We start from the raw sequence: 18,888 nt of genomic DNA, 5'->3' as shown, positions 1-18,888 counted from the left end.
AATATCTGCGCCGGCAACACGAGGCTGGCTAGCATGGTCAAATAATCGTTTTTCATAATGCGAAGTAAGCAATACTTCACGAGTATAAAAAATAATCCCCACTAAATTTCTACTGACCCGTCTCCTCTACAATAAATTAAAAGAAAGATTTGCTGTCACCTGTCACAGATTATCACTTAATAATCTGATTATTAAATGATAATGACGTGACGACAGCAAGTGACAACACTGTGACGGCAATCATACCGTCACGCAGAGATACAATACCCACACACTTTATGCTTTACACCACAATGCTTTACAGTTTCCAACAGCAGGAACTAGTGTTTCGACCGTTGGAACTTTAGTTTCAACGGCTTGAAACTTTAGTTTCCCTTGCTTGAAACCAGAGTTTCTTCGGCTTGAAACTAAAGTTTCTACTGCCTGAAACTAATTGTATTCCAGTTTGAAACCAATAGTGAAACTATGCTTTATGGAAGCAGTATGATAGTAAAAAGTTACTCTCATGCCTACCCTCATACTCGCTATCATGGTTGAAACACCGATGAATAAAGGGATACAGACTATTTATGACAGTATGACAGTAAAACTGCACAAAACTTTTTTTTGTGTGAGATGAATGCGGATAGTTAAGTAGTCAGATATCAACGGTCAACCTATCACCGTTCAGAAACACCGATGGGCAATTGGATTCACACATACGATGATAGGTGACGAAGATTATCTTTAAAAGTAGAATCCGAATCCTACCTTAATGCCGAAACGTGAGTTGTCGGAGTCATCAAAACGCCATTTGTAATAAACGGCAGGTTCGATAGTCACCGTCCGGGAAAGGAAATAAGCATATCCGGCTTCAATACCTACCCCCCAATCGTTATTATGCTCACCACCTTTCAGACGGATACGTTCCCAATCAAGACCACCACCGATATAAATGCCTGTAGTATTGAAATAACAACGAACTCCGGTACCAAGAGTATATGTATCTTTAGGCTGCGACCAGTCTGCTCCCGCATTGACCATCAGCGCAAAGCCATCCGCCAAGAATGTACCGACCTGTGCTCCCAAGCCAAACTTCGCATCGTCATTCTTGCTATACGAAAAGTCCAATCCTGTGACGGAAGGATTAAGAATCATAGTACCTTTTTCAAATTGAGCCTGTGCAGTAAACGAGACTGCCAATAGGCAAAAAGCTAAAGCTAATTTCTTCATAAACTTACTTTTTAAAGTGAATAGATTGTTCGTCTTTTTTGCGGCGTTCACGCATTTGCTCCTTTTTACGAAGCACCAGCCAAAGGAGAAAGACAATGACATAAGAACCTGCCACTGTCAGGATTTTCTCTGTCTGGCTGACTTCCGTATTACGTGGCAACAAATAAGCCGCAGTTACTGATACATAAATAAGGAATGCTAACGCAACTCCTGTTGATCTCTTTATTTTCCTCATTCTGATAATTTTCTTGTTTTCTGTTTACCCAGCCAAGCATAGAACCATACAGCCGCAATCACTACACACGCTATGCCGACGCTGTAAGAAACCACAGGTGAAAGTCCTAACCCTTCGGGAGCAATACATATATAAGTAGAACATACACTTGTCATAAACAGTGCCGGTATCAAAGTGATGATGTAAGGTTTCTTGGACACAGCCAGAAATACCGTTATAGCCCACAAAGTGAACACAGCCAATGTCTGGTTAGCCCAAGCAAAATAACGCCATATCATATTAAACCCGTTGGCATCACGCAAACTGTACAGGAGCAGGCCGATAGCTACCACAAACATAGGGATACAAATGTATAAACGGCGACGCATACTTTTTTGTTCCATTCCCAAGAAATCCGCCACAATCAGACGTGCCGAACGGAAAGCCGTATCTCCCGACGTAATCGGAGCTGCAATCACTCCCAGAATGGCAAGTATCCCTCCGATTGTTCCCAACCACTCCTTCGTGATGGCGTCTACAATAACAGAAGCATTACTTTCTTCCATCCCATTCTTATGGAAAAAGTAAGTAGCCGCAGCAGCCCAGATAAGAGCAACGATACCTTCAGTAATCATCGCCCCATAGAACACCGGACGACCGTGACGTTCCGAAGTCATACAACGCGCCATCAAAGGACTTTGAGTAGCATGAAAACCGGAAATCGCGCCACAAGCAATACTCACAAACATAATCGGGAAAATAGGGAGTTTGCTTGCTTCGGGATTTGTATTTTGCAAACCATCCCACAGCTCCGGTAAAACGGGATGATTGACATAAAGCATTACTAAAATTCCTACCGCCATAAACAGCAGTGCGACTGCGAACAGAGGATAAATTTTACCGATAATCTTATCTACCGGAAGCAAAGTCGCCAGAATATAGTAAGCAAACACAACGACAATCCAAAACGTAGTATCCAAATGTTCCGGTGTAAGTTTCGCCAGCAGTCCGGCAGGACCGGCCACAAAAACCGCACCGACCAGAATCATCAAAATAACGGTGAATCCTCTCATTACCTGCTTCGTAGTAATCCCTAAATAACGGCCTATGATTTCGGGCAAACTTTCACCACCATTGCGCAAAGAAAGCATTCCGGCAAAATAATCATGGACAGCACCCGCAAAGATACTCCCCAGCACAATCCACAAATAAGAAGAAGTTCCGAACTTCGCTCCCATGATTGCACCGAAAATTGGACCTAGTCCTGCAATATTAAGAAATTGAATCATGAAAATCTTCCAAGTGGGCAATGGAATATAGTCCACTCCATCAGCCTTAGTAAGTGCCGGTGTTTTACGGTCATCGGGACCAAAGACGCGTTCCATGAGGCGTCCGTACGTAAAATAGCCTACTATCAACGCAAGCAGGCATAGAGTAAATGTAATCATAGTGTGTCGCTTTTTTAACTTGGCAAATGTAACATAATCTCATGAAACAGCCCAACAATACCGACACTTTTACTAACTTTGCAGAGATTTAAAACAAAAAACAAAGGATATGCGCCTATTTATTTTCATTCTTTCACTTTTGTTTCCTTTCCTCCCGACAAGTGCGCAGCCCAAGCACGAAGTTCGTGCAGCATGGGTAACGGCTGTATACGGTTTGGACTGGCCTCGCACACGTGCAACGACTCCGCAGACAATCCGCAAACAGAAAGAAGAATTGACAGATATCCTTGATAAATTGAAAGCGGCTAATTTCAATACTGTTTTATTCCAAACCCGTACACGAGGAGACGTACTATATACTTCAGCAATCGAACCGTTCAATTCAATCCTGACCGGAAAGACAGGAGGAAATCCCGGCTATGATCCACTGGCTTTCGCCATTGAGGAATGTCATAAGCGGGGAATGGAATGTCATGCGTGGATGGTAACCGTTCCGCTGGGAAACAAGAAACATGTTACTTCACTCGGAAGTAGGTCCGTCACCAAGCGGATGAAAGAAATCTGCGTCCCTTACAAAAGTGAATATTTCCTTAATCCGGGACATCCGGCAACGAAAGAGTATTTGATGAAACTGGTACGCGAAGTCGTAAGCGGTTATGATGTGGACGGCGTACATTTCGACTATTTACGTTATCCAGAGAATGCACCTTTTTTCCCGGATAAATATGATTTCCGCAAATATGGCAAAGGACGTACGCTCGACCAATGGCGCCGGGATAATATTTCCGAGATTGTACGTTATATATATAAAGGTGTAAAAGCAATAAAACCTTGGGTAAAAGTAAGTACCAGCCCCGTTGGCAAATATCGGGATACTTCTCGTTATCCTTCGCGTGGTTGGAATGCTTTCTTTACTGTTTACCAAGATCCGCAAGGATGGATGGGAGAAGGTGTTATGGATCAGATTTATCCGATGATGTATTTCCAGGGAAATAATTTTTATCCTTTTGCCCTCGATTGGCAGGAACAAAGTAACGGACGGCAGGTGATTCCGGGCTTGGGCATTTACTTCCTCCATCCCGATGAAGGGAAATGGACGCGTGACGAGATAGACCGCCAGATAAACTTTATCCGCAATCATAAGATGGCAGGCGAGGGACATTACCGGGTGAAATATCTTATGGAGAATACACAGGGTATCTATGATGAGTTGGTCGAAAACTTTTATGCTTATCCTGCTTTACAGCCTCCCATGCCTTGGCTAGATAATGTTCCGCCTACGGCCCCGTCCGAATTGGCAGTAACCGATATTGACAATGGCTATACGGAATTAAAGTGGCAGGCTGCCACCGACAATGATGCACGCAATAAGCCAATGTATGTCATTTATGCATCGAATGATTTTCCGGTAGACATTAATCGACCGGAAAACATTGTTACACAAGGTATTCGGGAGACAAGTTATATCTATGCTCCTATCCTACCCTGGAATGCAAAGAAACATTTTGCTGTTACGGCCATTGACCGTTACGGAAATGAAAGTAGAGCGGTGCAAAAGTAAAAGACTTTGTATAAGAAACGGAATAACGGCTACCGTTTCATATTACACAATGTACACTTCCTGACACAAGAATCCACGCACGATACTTACTTTTTTTATAAACCGGCACTAATGGCAAATAACCAGAGCAGATTCTTCCCTGATCCATTTCCAATGGATAAGTCTCTGCCATTGCTGTGTGTGCGTTCCATGCTGCTCCATCCGAAGGGGCATAATCTATCTGAAAAATCCCTGTTGAGAAAGGACATATATAACGGTCATACAAGTGACGCGCTACTACTCCCATATTCATCCGCAAGTTTATTTCCACACAAGGATGAATACGATAAGCCGGAGATTCCGGGAAGCGGCAAATCATCATATCAACTCCCAAATAGCCATTGTAAACACTTCCAAAGCGAAGAGATAATTCCCGTTCAAGACAATTACGCAATTTATCAAGCTCCCCGACGGGGACATATTCCGAAAGATTCTGTTCAATCGCAGCATTTGAAATCAACCGATTACCCTCATACGCTCCACTCCCACCCGTGCGAAATTGAGAGTATCCGATGAAATTGAACCGTCCGTCACCTGAAGAATGAAATTCCATAGCAAAATCTTCTACCTTATTATATACAGGTTCACCGATTACGCCACCCTGCTGACTTCCGATACGCAAACACCAACCGGAAATTGAAGGCGTATAAATGCCTTTACACCAGTTCAATCCCTTACCGCTACCCGAAAGAGGTGCTTTCAGCAGACAGGTATCATGCGATTCAACAAATGATTTCCATTCTTCGGGAAGTGTCAGGTAGAAGGATTCACCGCAAAAATAATTGTCCAATTGCAGATGAGGCAACAGCTCTACTGCACAGGAACGGTGTGAACAAGAACGTAATTTATTTAATTGTTCAATAGAGGGTAATGCGTGCTTCTCTATTCCTAAGTCCAAGAGACGTTTTCTTACGGCGATGTCCCATCCCCAAGGACGGATATCCAGGTTTCGTTCGGAAGCAAGTTCCGGCTCTGTCATCAGATGTACCGAAAGTCCCAACAGTTGCTGCATCCTTTTCATATAGTCAAGATTATAAGCGGAAGGGGCCAATACCGCACTCCCCTCTTCGGCATACCACACCGGCAGCAAGGCCAGCTCAGCCGCCATCTGCCGGGCGGAGGCCGGTGGCATATAATTGATTTCACCGCTAGCCAACGCCAAGTCATGTTCCGGGTTGAATAGATAAAGAGTCTTTTTAGCCATCTCAAACGAATTCAAAACTTTATTCTGCAAATATATACAGGAAATAGTCAGCAATACCTAATAATAAGAAGAAAGTTAGAGTTAAAAGCACAATTTTGCCATCTCTACTTTGCAAATCTTAAAAAAAGCACTATATTTGCCACCCGTAAAACTAAGAACAGAAATGGAAGCATTCTATCGCACACACGCCTACCTTGTTGAGCACACCAATGCCCCCGTTCGCCGTGACCTTATGGATGAGATTGATTGGAGCGACCGCTTGATTGGTATCAAAGGGACACGTGGCGTAGGAAAAACCACTTTCCTGCTCCAATACGCAAAAGAGAAATTCGGGACCGACCGCTCTTGTCTGTTCATCAACATGAACAACTTCTACTTCTCGGGACACAGCATTGTGGACTTTGCCAACGAATTTCAAAAACGCGGTGGAAAAGTACTACTCATCGACCAAGTATTCAAGCACCCGGAATGGAGCAAGGAGTTACGTATGTGTTACGACCGCTTTCCCAATCTGAAGATAGTCTTTACCGGTTCGTCCGTGATGCGGCTGAAGGAAGAAAACCTTGAATTGCGCGATATTGCAAAAAGCTATAACCTGCGCGGATTTTCTTTCCGTGAATTCTTGAACTTGCAGACCGGTATGAAGTTTCGGGCTTACAGCCTCGAAGAGATTCTAAGCACACATGAACAGATTGCCAAAGGAGTGCTTTCCAAGGTACGTCCGTTGGATTATTTTCAGGATTACCTACATCACGGATTCTATCCGTTCTTCCTCGAAAAGCGCAACTTTTCGGAGAATCTGCTAAAGACAATGAACATGATGGTGGAAGTGGATATCCTACTTCTCAAACAAATAGAACTGAAATATCTTTCAAAGATAAAAAAATTACTATATTTGCTCGCTGTCGACGGACCGAAGGCTCCAAATGTCAGCCAGTTGGCAAGCGACATACAAACATCCCGCGCTACGGTGATGAATTACATCAAGTATCTGGCGGACGCACGACTCATTAATCTGGTTTATCCGAAAGGGGAAGAATTTCCGAAAAAACCTTCGAAGATAATGATGCACAACTCCAACTTGATGTATTCCATCTACCCGGTGAAAGTAGAAGAACAGGATGTATTGGACACTTTCTTTGCAAACTCTTTATGGAAGGACCATAAGATACACAAAGGAGACAAGAATTTCTCTTTTATCGTAGACGAAGTGATGCCGTTCAAGATTTGCCTGGAAGGTGCAAAGATTAAGAATAACCCGAATGTGACGTATGCGTTGCATAAGGCAGAAATAGGTCGGGGCAATCAGATACCTCTCTGGATGTTCGGCTTTTTATATTAAAAGATTTATTTACTTAAATATTTAATTTAGTTATGACTAAACAGAAGAAATTCATCACTTGTGATGGTAACCAGGCTGCAGCACATATCTCGTATATGTTCTCTGAAGTAGCTGCTATCTACCCCATCACTCCTTCTTCGACTATGGCTGAGTACGTAGACGAATGGGCTGCCGCAGGACGTAAAAATATCTTCGGCGAAACAGTATTGGTACAGGAAATGCAATCTGAAGGCGGTGCTGCCGGTGCAGTTCACGGTTCTCTTCAGGCTGGTGCGTTGACTACTACTTACACTGCTTCTCAGGGTCTTCTCCTGATGATCCCTAATATGTACAAAATTGCCGGTGAGTTCTTGCCTTGCGTATTCCATGTATCTGCTCGTACATTGGCTTCTCACGCATTGTGTATCTTCGGTGACCACCAAGACGTAATGTCAGCCCGTCAGACTGGCTTCGCTATGTTGGCTGAAGGTTCCGTACAGGAAGTTATGGATTTGGCCGGTGTTGCCCACTTGGCTACTATCAAATCACGCGTTCCGTTCATGAACTTCTTCGATGGTTTCCGTACTTCTCACGAAATCCAGAAGATCGAAATGTTGGAAAATGAGGACTTGGCTCCGCTGATCGACCAGGAAGCTTTGGCTGAATTCCGTGCCCGTGCACTGAATCCGATGAATCCGGTTGCTCGTGGTATGGCTGAAAACCCTGACCACTTCTTCCAACATCGTGAATCATGCAACAACTACTATGAAGCAGTTCCTGCTATCGTAGAAGAATACATGAATGAAATTTCTAAGATTACAGGCCGCAAATATGGTTTGTTCGACTACTACGGTGCTGAAGATGCAGAACGCGTAATTATCGCTATGGGTTCTGTAACAGAAGCTGCCCGCGAAGCTATCGACTACTTGGTAGCAAACGGTGAGAAAGTAGGTTTGGTTGCCGTACACTTGTATCGTCCGTTCTCTGCTAAACACTTCTTGGCTGCTGTACCTAAGACTGCTAAGACTATCGCAGTTCTTGACCGTACAAAAGAACCGGGTGCTAACGGTGAACCTCTTTATCTTGACGTTAAAGATTGCTTCTATGGTGTTGAAAATGCTCCTGTTATCGTTGGCGGTCGCTACGGTCTGGGGTCAAAAGATACTACTCCTGCACAGATCATCGCAGTATTCAAAAATTTGGCTATGCCAATGCCGAAGAACCACTTCACTATCGGTATCGTAGATGACGTTACTTTCACTTCTCTTCCGCAAGAAGAAGAAATCGCATTGGGCGGTGAAGGTATGTTCGAAGCTAAATTCTACGGTCTGGGTGCTGACGGTACAGTAGGTGCTAACAAGAACTCTGTGAAAATTATCGGTGATAACACTGACAAACACTGTCAGGCTTACTTCTCATACGACTCTAAGAAGTCAGGTGGTTTCACTTGTTCTCACTTGCGTTTCGGTGATACTCCGATCCGTTCCACTTATTTGGTTAACACTCCGAACTTCGTTGCTTGTCACGTTCAGGCTTACCTGCACATGTACGACGTAACTCGCGGTTTGCGTAAGAACGGTTCTTTCTTGCTGAACACTATCTGGGAAGGTGAAGAACTGGCTAAGAACCTGCCTAACAAGGTGAAGAAATATTTCGCACAGAACAATATTTCTGTATACTATATCAACGCAACACAGATTGCACTGGAAATTGGTTTGGGTAACCGCACCAACACTATCCTTCAATCTGCATTCTTCCGTATCACAGGCGTTATTCCTGTTGAACAAGCTGTTGAACAGATGAAGAAATTCATCGTTAAGTCTTACGGCAAGAAGGGTGAAGACGTTGTTAACAAGAACTATGCTGCCGTTGACCGCGGTGGTGAATACAAGACTTTGACTGTTGATCCTGCTTGGGCTAACCTGCCGGATGACGCTAAAGTTGAAAACAACGATCCTGCATTCATCAACGAAGTAGTTCGTCCGATCAATGCACAAGACGGTGACTTGTTGCCAGTATCTGCATTCAAGGGTATCGAAGACGGTACTTGGTATCAAGGTACTGCTAAATATGAAAAACGTGGTGTAGCTGCATTCGTTCCAGAATGGAATCCTGAAAACTGTATACAGTGTAATAAGTGTGCATATGTTTGTCCTCACGCTTCTATCCGTCCGTTCGTACTCGATGCTGAAGAACAGAAGGGTGCTAAGTTCGAACAACTGAAAGCCGTAGGTAAAGTATTCGACGGTATGACATTCCGTATTCAGGTTGACGTTCTCGACTGTCTGGGTTGCGGTAACTGTGCTGACATCTGTCCGGGTAATCCGAAGAAGGGTGGCAAGGCATTGACAATGAAACACCTTGAAAGTCAGTTGGCTGAAGCTGAAAACTGGACTTATTGCGTTGACAACGTGAAGACTAAACAACATCTTGTTGACATCAAAGCCAACGTGAAGAACTCTCAGTTCGCTACTCCGTTGTTTGAGTTCTCAGGTGCTTGCTCCGGTTGTGGTGAAACTCCGTACGTAAAATTGATTTCTCAATTGTTCGGTGACCGTGAAATGGTTGCTAACGCTACCGGATGTTCTTCTATCTATTCCGGTTCTGTTCCTTCTACACCTTATACAAAGAACGAAAACGGACACGGTCCTGCTTGGGCTAACTCACTGTTCGAAGACTTCTGCGAATTCGGTCTGGGTATGGAATTGGCAAACGAAAAGATGCGTGCACGTATCGTGAAAGTAATGAACGAAGCTATTGCTGCTGACTGTACTCCTGCTGAAGCTAAAGAATTGTTCGCTGAATGGATCAACAATATGTTAGATGCAGACAAGACTAAGGAATTGGCAGCTAAGATCATCCCGATGGTTGAAGCTAACAAGGATAAATGCAATCACTGCAAGCAAATCGCTGAACTGCAACAATATCTTGTAAAACGCAGCCAATGGATTATCGGTGGTGACGGTGCTTCTTACGATATCGGTTACGGTGGTCTTGACCATGTAATCGCTTCCGGTAAGGACGTTAACATCCTCGTTCTGGATACTGAAGTTTACTCCAACACTGGTGGACAGTCTTCTAAGGCTACTCCGGTAGGCGCTATCGCTAAGTTTGCTGCTGCAGGTAAGCGCGTACGTAAGAAAGACCTCGGTCTGATGGCTACTACTTACGGTTATGTATATGTTGCTCAGATTGCGATGGGTGCTGACCAAGCTCAGACTCTGAAAGCTATCCGTGAAGCAGAAGCATATCCGGGACCATCTTTGATTATCGCTTATGCTCCGTGTATCAACCACGGTCTGAAAGCTGGTATGGGTAAGAGCCAGGAAGAAGAAGAAAAGGCTGTTAAGTGCGGTTACTGGCACTTGTGGCGTTACAACCCTGCTTTGGAAGAAGAAGGCAAGAATCCGTTCCAATTGGATAGCAAAGAACCGAATTGGGAAGACTTCCAAGGTTTCTTGAAGGGTGAGGTTCGTTACGCTTCTGTAATGAAACAATATCCTAACGAAGCAGAAGAACTGTTTAAAGCTGCTGAAGCAAACGCTAAATGGCGTTACAACAGCTACAAACGTCTGGCTAAAGAGAACTGGGGTGCTGAATAATTAATCACACTCAAATAAATATAAAAAGGGAGTCTGCTCAACCGCATGACTCCCTTTTTTATGTCCAAGCCAGTTTTATATAAGACCGATTTTTATAATACCGGTTATGAACTAATTTCGAAGTTGTCAGACTTCGGTATCCAGCTATCCACCAACTGCCGATGTTCATCCCGCCATTTGCGTGCAATCTCTTCTTCATCCATTCGAGCGTCTTTCATAGCTGTCATAAAAGAGCTAAGTTCTTCTGTCGTTAATTTGATATTAGCGAAAAATTCAGCGGCAAACGGATCTTTTTTACTGAAACCTTTCCAGGCAATGGCATGTATTTCTTCCAGATCTCCATATACTTTTTTCGGATCATCCAGGAATTTCAGGTCAAACTGATCGAACATCCAATGCGGTGTCCAACCTGTAATGACAATCCATTCTCCCCTATCCATCGCTTTTTTCAAAGATGCCAACATGGTTGAGCTACTTGAAGTCATGAGGGTATAGCCGTCAAGACCGTAAGTTGAGATGGCCTTGTCCGTAGTCTTCATAATACCTGCTCCGGCATCAATTCCCACTATCTCAGAAGAAAACCGATCTTTATTGGCAGCCAGTTCATCAATGGAATTAATGGCAACATATTGAGGCACGGCTAGCCCGACGCGTGCTTCTCCATATACTTCTCCTAAAAATTCGATGCTATCACCGTACTGATCCATATAATCTTTCATCGTTATCGGTAACCAGGCATCTAGAAAGACATCTGAATTCTTTCCAGATATGGATACGAAAATAGGAGCAAGATCAGCATTCTGTAGTTCAACCTCGTATCCTTGTTCTTCCAGTACCACTTTTGCCAAATGGCTCATGGCTATTCCTTCCAACCAATTGGCATAGGCTATTTTTACTTTTTTCTTATCTGGGTCGGAATCTGCACAGGAAGCCAGCAAAAGCAGAGCAGTCAGTACGATTCCTACTAATTTATATATTCTCATTTTTATTCCTTTCTGTTTTCTGTCTTTCTTATTTTAGTTCTTGCAATTTTAACCCTTCTTATTTTTTCTTCCTGCCATTCCTTGTGTGATACGGTCTAAAATGATAGCTAAAATAACTACCGCTATACCACCTTCAAATCCAAGTCCGATCTTCATCTGGGTGATACCTTTCAATACAATTTCCCCCAAACCACCGGCAGCAATCATTGCAGCGATTACAACCATAGAAAGTGACATCATTATTGTCTGGTTTACACCGGTCAGGATGGTGGGCAGTGCCAAAGGAAGCTGTACTTTATATAGCAGCTGCCAACGGGTAGCTCCAAACGAACGAGAAGCTTCCACTACATTTTTAGGAACCTGTCGGATTCCCAATCCGGTAAGGCGGACTACAGGAGGCATAGCAAAGATAATGGTGGCAAACACTCCAGGCACTGCGCCCAATCCGAAAAACAAAACGGCAGGAATCAGATAAACAAAAGCAGGCATCGTCTGCATCAAGTCGAGAACAGGACGGAGTATTTTCTCTGCACGCGGACTGTTTGCCGTCCATACCCCCAAAGGTACACCAACAATTAGAGCCAGACAGGTAGATGATAAAACGAGAGCTAGGGTTTGCATTGTAGCTTCCCAAAATCCCATTCCATAGATCAATAATAATCCTAATGCAGTGAAAATTGCCGTACCACGCCCTGCTTTCATCCATGCAAGTGCAGCAAGTACCAAAATGGTTATATAAAAAGGTATTCCGAAAAGTATGTGCTGGAATCCTATAATAAAACTACCGATGCCTGCATTCACGGCATCAAAGAAAGTGGAAAAATGTACCATCGTCCAATTGATGGCCACCTCTATATATTGTCCTATATTTATCATAAATCTATTGCGTTTTGAATTATTTCGTTTATTTCTTCTTTATCTTTTCCGGTCACTTCGATGATTAAAGATGAAAGTGGGATTGTCCCCAAAAACTCGCGTGTCTCATCTATCACCCATACCGGTGAATTGCTCTTTGTCATTAAAGGAAGCATGTCCTCCAACACTGTATCCTCCAACACAGAATGTACTTCTGTACGCACAACTGTTTCAATGGATTTTTCCTGCCTGCTACGTAATTTAAGCAAATCGTTCAGGTGCACCTCCCCGACCAGTTTATCGTCGGCATCTATTACAGGTAATACGGTTATATTCTTTGCACGCATCTTACGAATCAAAACTTCGGGGCCTTCTTTCTTCAGACGAGCCACCAACGGTTTGTCAATCATTAAAGAAGAAGCGGTAATAATTTTGCTCCTATCCACGTTTTCAACAAAACGGGCTACATAATCGTTAGCCGGTTCGGTCAGGATTTCCTCTGAAGTACCTACCTGCACCACTTCTCCGTCTTTCATAATCGCAATACGGTCACCTAGTTTAATTGCTTCACTCAAATCATGAGTAATAAAGACAATTGTCTTTTTCATCTTTGATTGTAGGGCCAGTAGCTCATCCTGCATCTGTACGCGAATCAGAGGATCGAGAGCAGAGAAAGCCTCATCCATTAAAAGTACTTCGGGATTATTGGCCAAGGCACGTGCCAATCCGACACGCTGTTGCATTCCACCGGAAAGTTCACCTACCATCTGATCCTCATATCCTTTCAGTCCGACAAGCTTCATACTTTCCATCGCTTTCTTTTCACGCTCTCCCTTCTTCACTCCCTGAAGTTCAAGGCCGAATGCGATATTGCTCAATACAGAACGGTGAGGCAACAGACCAAAATTCTGGAAAACCATTGCCAGCTCTTTCCGGCGAACCTGCAATAGTTCTTTTTCGGATATTTTAGATATATCGACTCCATTTACAAGGACTTGTCCGGCAGTAGGACGTATCAAACGATTAATACAACGCAGTAATGTCGATTTCCCACTTCCCGAGAGCCCCATTATCACAAAAAACTCCCCTTCATTTATTGAAAGATTGGCATCTTTCACTCCTACCGTACAACCGGTATCTTTCAGAATTTCCGCTTTACTCTTATCTTTTTTCAGCATCTTGAGTGCTTTCTGCTTCTCATGACCAAAGATCAGGTACAAATCCTTTATTTCTATTTTACTCATATAATATATTGGTTTAGATTATAATATTTGTTTTCAACTGCCGCGTTCCTCATTCTCACTTACGATAAACAAGTTGAATGTTCGCATGGTTCAGTCATGTCACATGGTAACATGACGATCCAATGAGTTTTTTAAATGATTAAAAAACAGACTGAGTAGTTTAAAAGGAATAGAATTTGATAAGATTATCCTCTCAATGAACAGTAAAAAACAGTATTTTCATAAATAAATAACAGTCTGTTCTTGCATATTGTTGGCACAAAGATAAGGAAAATAGATTAAAAATGCAAATTTTATTCAGAAGCAGAGTAATTCCAAAGATGTTTTTTCAAGTCTACGCATCCATTTTGTTTGAAAGAAATCCCTTCTTTCAGCAAGAGTTGCTTTTGCTCTGTCCAGCCAGGTACAAGGCGCCCCGATGCATTGACTACTCGATGGCAAGGAACAGATATACCCTCCGGTACTTGTTTCAAAGCGCGTCCTACCATACGGGAACATTGAGGCATTCCTAATAATGTGGCAATCTCTCCATAAGTAGAAACCTTTCCTACCGGAATATCACAAACAACCTGATGCACCTCTTGACAAAAAGACGCAGAAAACTTTGCCTTGTCTACTTTATAATCCTTCATTAACCCTTCTCTTTTACTTATTTTTCTTCCTCAAAGCTAGGTAAAAAGACGAATATTTGCAAATTATTAAGACACAACAAACAATATATGCAACTTTACTTGCTTTATATACAAATTATTACGACCTTTGTGGCATAAAAGTAGTTTTATTATTAACGAGACAAGCAACATCATTATGAAAAAGAAGACTGTTCTATTTGCTTCTTGTTTGTTAGGAACCTTAGCTTTCAGTTCCTGTGAGAAGAATCTTTATGATGAAAGCAAACAGCCTGAAAAGGAACTCCAAATGAAAGACTTGGACATACCTGCGGATTTCCAATGGAAATTAACTCAAGTAAGTGAGACAACGGTGTCATCTACAATTCCTACTCCTACAATAGTTTCATTCTTTTTGGATGAAGCATGCAGTGAAGAAGAAAAACTAGCAACTATCCCTGTATACGCAGAAACTTCAAGCCTACCATTAAGTATTCCTACATATGCAAAAACATTGTATGCTCAATATAAAAATGGTTCAGGTGCTATGATCAAAGCAACAATGCCAATCAACCCTGATGGCAGTTTCTCATTATCCATCAATGATAATAACAATACCACATCTCGAGCAGTTACACGTGGACATGACATAGAAGATGACATTGATTACGACAAATGGGAAGGAGTAATATATCATCCTAAGAATGGTTGGGGAACAATTATGTTTGAAGATCAATTTCCATCATTGGGAGATTATGACTTCAATGACTTTGTAGTAAATTACAAGGTACAATTTGAAGTCGGAAAACAAAAAGGAAATGATTATAAAAGTAAGCAGATTGTTATCGGCTTACGCTTAAAAGCTGTTGGCGGAATATTCCCATATTCTCCTTATTTAAAACTCAAAGAAATAAAAAAGCACGAAGCTGAAGTTGAAATGATAAATGCTAAAACAAGAAAGCCACTCGAGGTTAAATACGTTGATAATAAAAAGAATTATCTTATCATTGATTGCAGCGAATTAATCAAAAACCTTCCAAAAGGTGAAAGTCAGTATTTTAATACTGAAAGAGGAGCTTTAGTATCAACCAATGATTTACCGGAAATCATTATTACAATTGATCTCAATGTTGCCAAAGAGGTAGAAGAAATATTGGAGGATGATAAATTTGATTTATACTTAAAACGTAATGATGATGGAACAGAAATACACATGAATGGCATTGAGCCAGTTGGTTACAAATATCCATTCAAAGATTCTAATTTACTTCCTGTATATGAATCCGACGGAGATGAAGAAGACGACAACTACTACTTTAGTAAAGAACGTCTGATTTGGGGATTGAGAGTACCGGGTAATGCAGCCCACGCAGTTGAAAAAGCCAACTTCTTGAAAGCTTATCCCGGATTCAGGAAATGGGCAACAAGCAGCGGTAAAAATGAGCAAAATTGGTACGGTCAAGGTAATGCAGATAAGAGTCTGTTGATCTATAACTAATTCTTTTCCTATCCCATACCTAAATCCCGGTAAAGTGTTAAATATACCTTATCGGGATTTATTATAATCATACCAATTACAATCTTATTATCCTCTTCTTTTTAAGAAGTCCGTCGGACTCTCTCCAAACTGTTCTTTATAACATTTTGTGAAATAAGAAGGAGAACTGAACCCTACTTCATAACCAATCTCTGCCACTGTCATATCCGATGAAGCAAGTAGAGAAGCCGCTTTCTTCAGACGAGCAATCCGAAGCAACTCATTAGGAGAGTAATTAGTAAGAGACTTTATCTTACGATAAAGTTGTACACGGCTCAGTCCCATATCTTTTCCTAAATCCTCCACATTCAGATTAGAATCCCCCAGCTTTGCGTCAAGTAAAGACTTGAATTTCTCCACAAAGTTCTTATCCATATCACAAACATCCTCTTTCACCAACGTCTGTCCGTCGCCAAAGAACTGCTTCAAGCGACGATGCGAATCAATCAAATTACGGACACGAGCCAACAACAGTTGTGAACTAAAAGGTTTGGAAATATATGAATCAGCACCACCGTCATATCCTTGAATCCGTTGTTCATCCAAAGAACAGGCAGTCAACAGAATAACAGGAATATGACATGTCTGCAACTCGCTTTTTAACCTACGACAGCACTCAATACCATCAATCCCCGGCATCATCACATCAGAAATAATCAAATCCGGAACATATTTCATAGCTTTACGAATCCCATCCGAACCATCTGCAGCCTCAATAACAGTATAATCGGTATGAAGCAAACTATATACATATGAACGGATATCTGCATTATCGTCAATGACAAGGACGGAAGGTTTGGAAGAATCATAATCTTTTTCAGGTTCCTCTTCCTCAGCTACTTGAGCATTGTTTAACGCAGAAGAGACCGAAGCCCCAATGGAAGAAGACAATGGGCTATCCACCGAAACGGTTACCTCACAAGTCTGCATCGGTAAATCAACCGTAAAGATTGTTCCTTGTTTTTCATCACTTTCTACAGAGATAGTTCCTTTATGCAATTCGACAAAAGCTTTCACAAGTGCCAAGCCAATCCCCGAACCTGCATGATGCATATCTATTCTGTAAAAACGGTCGAAAATATTCCGAATATGTTCCACAGAAATCATAGAACCGGTGTTAGCAACGGTAAAACGAATCCAACGCCCATCCTCTTTTGTCAAAGGAGACAGACGAACGGTTACCTTTCCATTTTCCGGAGTAAACTTGAAAGCATTAGAAAGAAGATTAAAATAAATGCGTTCCAATTTTTCCACGTCCGCCAATGTGTGATAGTCCGTATCCGCCATCTTATCAAAAGAGAAATGAATATGTTTCTTTCGCGCTGCTGCAAGAAACGACTCATTCCACCCCTCAAAAGAAGAAAGAATATCTACAGGAACAGGTGTATATTCCATCATGCCATTCTCATACTTTCGAAAATCCAAAATTTGATTGACCAGACGCAAAAGGATATTCACATTCCGCTGAATCAACATCAACATCCGATGCTGGTCTCCATTCAACGTTTTATCAGCCAATAAATGCTCCACCGGATCGGCAACTAATGTCAGTGGAGTACGGAAATCATGAGAAATATTCGTAAAGAAAACCAATTTAGCATGAGTCGCTTCTTCCAATTGATGAGAAAGCTGTATAAGCTGATCCCTCTGTTCTTCCAATTTATCACGTTGCCCCTCCAGTTTGTCACGCTGTTCCTCTAACTGTTTCTTCTGTTCGGAAAGTTCTCTGTTCAAGCGATTCTTAGAGCGAAGAGATTTATATACTACTAATAACAAACCTGCCACCAACAAAAGGATAACCAGACCACCATACATGACAACCTGTTGGGTAGCAACACGTGACAAATACCCTCCGATACGTCCGTTCAATGTTTCGATTTTCTGATCCAATTCAGATATATGCGTAGTCTGGAGTTGCATGACATGAGCATTCGTGTGGTCTACGACGGCCGTATTCATTACGGTTTCTCTAGGATAAGGCTTTTTTTCAAGAATATTCATAGCCAACTGCATTACCTTATCACCATTTGTAGGATAAATAAAAGTAGCATTCAGCACACTGTCAAGCACAAGTTCCAATCCGTTTCCTTTACCCGGCAAAGCATCAATACCTACAAAGAGCATTTCTTTCTCCCTACCTACTTTCTTGGCAGCCCGATAAGCTCCCGGAGCTATGCGGTCATTATGTGCATACACCGCATCGATTTTCGGATGACGACAGAGCATACTATCCATCTCCACTTCAGCCGGACCACTCTCCCATGCCGCATCCGCTTTATCAATCAGCTTTATATCCGGGAAATTACTGATGGCTGCCATAAATCCCTGATGACGCTCCATCGCAGGGGTCGCCCCTCCCAGCCCTGTAAGCTCCACCACATTCCCTTTTCCCTGCAAGCTTGATGCAATATAATTTCCAACCGCACGGCCTATTTCATAATTATCGGCACCGATATATGCAGTATATTTATCAGATAGAATCTTCCGATCTATCAAAATGACAGGGATTCCTTTCTGATAGGCTTCTTCCACGACGGGAGTCATCGGAGCCGCCTCGTTGGCTGAGATAATAAGTAAATCAACTCCTTTATCCATAAAATAACGGACATCTTCCGCCTGCTTGCGGTTATCATCTCCAGCCGACCGGATTTCAACCGCCACCCCATCGTAAAACATGGCTTCACGAAGAATCTCATCATTCATTTTGTGCCGCCAAGAATCATCACTACATTGAGCCACACCAATACGGAAATGCGGCACATCTTGATGGCAGGCTACCATTCCGAGAAAACAAAACAAGATCACTATCCAACGTAAATATCCCATAGTATTGTGTATTTTTTCGTAGATTATATCTTTTACCATACTATCTATTTGTCATATATCGGGATAAAGATAATGGTTTTCTCTTAAAAACAGAAAGTAAAAAGCCTCAAATCCGCTTTATTAACAAGCCTCCTTCTACCCGCAAACAATGTCACAACAAAGTCAGATTTCATTAATAAAAGTATAAAGAGTTAGACAAACACTTAATCAATGTTATAAAACATCTCTTTTTAT

General features: G+C 42.2%; 13 protein-coding genes. 4 read left to right on the top strand and 9 right to left on the bottom strand.

From position 1 onward, the window contains the following. Window positions 1-726: 726 nt before the first annotated feature. From H8S63_RS15190 to H8S63_RS15180, 3 genes are read right to left on the bottom strand one after another with little or no spacing between them, the layout of a single operon-like run. Window positions 727-1,212 carry an outer membrane beta-barrel protein gene (locus H8S63_RS15190; RefSeq protein ID WP_007758039.1) on the bottom strand — a complete coding sequence of 162 codons (486 nt, stop codon included), beginning with the start codon at window positions 1,210-1,212 and terminating at the stop codon, window positions 727-729. Between the two features lie 4 nt (window positions 1,213-1,216). Continuing rightward, a complete protein-coding gene (locus tag H8S63_RS15185; protein ID WP_007758035.1) occupies window positions 1,217-1,447 on the bottom strand; it encodes a hypothetical protein in 231 nt (76 codons plus the stop codon). Further along, window positions 1,444-2,874 (bottom strand): carbon starvation protein A, encoded by a 1,431-nt coding sequence (locus H8S63_RS15180; protein ID WP_186927266.1) that lies wholly within the window; start codon window positions 2,872-2,874, stop codon window positions 1,444-1,446. Before H8S63_RS15180 ends, H8S63_RS15185 begins: the two co-directional genes overlap by 4 nt. A gap of 109 nt (window positions 2,875-2,983) precedes the next feature. Between H8S63_RS15180 and H8S63_RS15175 the strand changes: the two genes are divergently transcribed. Then, entirely contained in the window at window positions 2,984-4,435 is a 1,452-nt protein-coding gene (locus tag H8S63_RS15175) for a glycoside hydrolase family 10 protein (protein WP_186927265.1), read from the top strand. A gap of 37 nt (window positions 4,436-4,472) precedes the next feature. Here H8S63_RS15175 and H8S63_RS15170 read toward each other — a convergent pair whose 3' ends face one another. After that, the gene (locus tag H8S63_RS15170) at window positions 4,473-5,678 is read right to left on the bottom strand and encodes a hypothetical protein (protein WP_186927264.1); all 1,206 of its coding nucleotides are present in this window, start codon (window positions 5,676-5,678) and stop codon (window positions 4,473-4,475) included. A gap of 163 nt (window positions 5,679-5,841) precedes the next feature. Between H8S63_RS15170 and H8S63_RS15165 the strand changes: the two genes are divergently transcribed. Both H8S63_RS15165 and nifJ read left to right on the top strand, forming a co-directional pair. Then, window positions 5,842-7,020, top strand: coding sequence for an ATP-binding protein (locus tag H8S63_RS15165; protein WP_143867961.1), 1,179 nt, complete (start codon window positions 5,842-5,844; stop codon window positions 7,018-7,020). Between the two features lie 32 nt (window positions 7,021-7,052). Beyond that, the gene (nifJ, locus tag H8S63_RS15160) at window positions 7,053-10,601 is read left to right on the top strand and encodes a pyruvate:ferredoxin (flavodoxin) oxidoreductase (protein WP_007758026.1); all 3,549 of its coding nucleotides are present in this window, start codon (window positions 7,053-7,055) and stop codon (window positions 10,599-10,601) included. 104 nt (window positions 10,602-10,705) lie between these two features. Here the strand turns inward: nifJ and H8S63_RS15155 are convergent, their stop codons facing one another. The 4 genes from H8S63_RS15155 to H8S63_RS15140 form a co-directional block, all read right to left on the bottom strand. Continuing rightward, a complete protein-coding gene (locus H8S63_RS15155; protein ID WP_022275928.1) occupies window positions 10,706-11,584 on the bottom strand; it encodes a glycine betaine ABC transporter substrate-binding protein in 879 nt (292 codons plus the stop codon). A 48-nt stretch (window positions 11,585-11,632) separates the two neighbouring features. Further along, window positions 11,633-12,460 carry a proline/glycine betaine ABC transporter permease gene (locus H8S63_RS15150; RefSeq protein ID WP_022275927.1) on the bottom strand — a complete coding sequence of 276 codons (828 nt, stop codon included), beginning with the start codon at window positions 12,458-12,460 and terminating at the stop codon, window positions 11,633-11,635. Next, a complete protein-coding gene (locus H8S63_RS15145) occupies window positions 12,457-13,683 on the bottom strand; it encodes a glycine betaine/L-proline ABC transporter ATP-binding protein (protein ID WP_186927263.1) in 1,227 nt (408 codons plus the stop codon). The genes H8S63_RS15150 and H8S63_RS15145 overlap by 4 nt, the downstream gene beginning before the upstream one ends. A gap of 293 nt (window positions 13,684-13,976) precedes the next feature. Further along, a complete protein-coding gene (locus H8S63_RS15140) occupies window positions 13,977-14,315 on the bottom strand; it encodes an MGMT family protein (protein WP_007758015.1) in 339 nt (112 codons plus the stop codon). 175 nt (window positions 14,316-14,490) lie between these two features. Between H8S63_RS15140 and H8S63_RS15135 the strand changes: the two genes are divergently transcribed. Continuing rightward, window positions 14,491-15,789 carry an LruC domain-containing protein gene (locus tag H8S63_RS15135; protein WP_186927262.1) on the top strand — a complete coding sequence of 433 codons (1,299 nt, stop codon included), beginning with the start codon at window positions 14,491-14,493 and terminating at the stop codon, window positions 15,787-15,789. A gap of 87 nt (window positions 15,790-15,876) precedes the next feature. On the opposite strand, the gene H8S63_RS15130 is transcribed toward H8S63_RS15135, so the two are convergent. After that, a complete protein-coding gene (locus H8S63_RS15130) occupies window positions 15,877-18,654 on the bottom strand; it encodes a substrate-binding domain-containing protein (protein ID WP_186927261.1) in 2,778 nt (925 codons plus the stop codon). Window positions 18,655-18,888: the final 234 nt, after the last annotated feature.

Origin of the sequence: Bacteroides sp. NSJ-39 (assembly GCF_014287315.1) — a bacterium.
Classification (GTDB): Bacteria; Bacteroidota; Bacteroidia; order Bacteroidales; family Bacteroidaceae; genus Bacteroides; species Bacteroides finegoldii.
This window is presented reverse-complemented; position numbering and strand designations above follow the sequence as displayed.